This is a genomic window from Bradyrhizobium retamae (genome assembly GCF_001440415.1).
In the GTDB taxonomy this organism is placed as follows: domain Bacteria; phylum Pseudomonadota; class Alphaproteobacteria; order Rhizobiales; family Xanthobacteraceae; genus Bradyrhizobium; species Bradyrhizobium retamae.
Genome location: NZ_LLYA01000143.1, coordinates 1 through 1,119, shown reverse-complemented (window position 1 = coordinate 1,119; position 1,119 = coordinate 1). Strand labels below are relative to the sequence as shown.

Annotated in this window: 2 protein-coding genes and 1 pseudogene; all 3 read left to right on the top strand. The window is 57.7% G+C overall.

From position 1 onward, the window contains the following. Window positions 1-481 (top strand): IS66-like element accessory protein TnpA (gene tnpA / locus CQ13_RS41135; RefSeq protein WP_245309202.1); only part of this gene is annotated, 481 nt, incomplete at its 5' end. Then, a complete protein-coding gene (gene tnpB / locus CQ13_RS41130; RefSeq protein WP_082637505.1) occupies window positions 478-825 on the top strand; it encodes an IS66 family insertion sequence element accessory protein TnpB in 348 nt (115 codons plus the stop codon). The genes tnpA and tnpB, both read left to right, overlap by 4 nt. 45 nt (window positions 826-870) lie before the next feature. Continuing rightward, window positions 871-1,119, top strand: a pseudogene (locus CQ13_RS16620) (IS66 family transposase); the annotation flags it as partial.

Genomic DNA, 1,119 nt, shown 5'->3' with positions numbered 1-1,119 from the left:
GTACGCATCCGAGGGCGGCCGCCTTGCAGAGGTTGGCTATTGCATGATTACAGGCAGTATGGACACCATATCTACTGCCAATAATGCGAAAGTTATGGAGGTTGTCGACACAGGACGGCGGCGGCGGTTCAGTATTGAAGCGAAGCAGCGGATTGTGGAGGAGAGTTATTGCCGTGGCGATCCTGTTTCTGTCGTTGCTCGCCGCCACGGACTTTTTCCTGGTCAACTGTTCGGATGGCGACGCCTGGCGCGACAGGGCGCTCTTGGAGCGCTTAGCGCCAAAGATGGCGAACACGGGTTTGTTGCGGCTCTGATTGAGCCGGATCCAACGAGAAGCGATGGGAGCCGTGACGACGCTCGCTGCGAGCAGGCTGTTGGACGGATGGAGATCGTGCTCGGCAGCGGTGTTCGTCTGATCGTTGGAGTGGATGTCGACATCGCCGCTCTATCGCGCGTCTTAAGAGTGCTGGAGGGACGATGATCCCGATTCCGACGGGCGTTCGTGTGTGGCTTGCGACCGGCTACACCGACATGCGGTGCGGCTTTCCGAGTTTGGCTCTCCGCGTGCAGGAAGTGCTCAAGCAAAATCCTCTTGGCGGAAATCTTTTTTGCTTCAGGGGAAAACGCGGCGATCTTTTGAAGGTCATTTGGCATGATGGCCAGGGGGCATGCCTGTTTACAAAAAGACTTGAGAGAGGAAGGTTCATCTGGCCTTCGGTTACAGGGGAAGCAGTGACGATCTCTCCGGCGCAATTGAGCTATCTCTTGTCTGGAATCGACTGGCGCAATCCTCAAGAAACGTGGCGTCCAACGCGAGTTGGATAAGCATTTTGCGATTGAACTTGCCAGCCAATCTGATTCACTGGCTTCATGAATTTGAAGCCGGATGATCTTCCTTCGGACCTCGCGAGCGCCCAGGCGGCGCTGCTGGTCGAGCGTGAAGCGCGGCAAAGGGTCGAGGCTGAGCGTGATGCGGCCGTGGCTGAAGCCGCCAGCGCGCAGGCAAAGCTGTCCGACACCGAAGCGCTGATCGCTCATCTGCAGCTCAGGATCGAAAAGCTGAAACGCGAGTTGCATGGGTCGCGCTCCGAACGCACGGCGCGGCTGATCGAGCAGTTG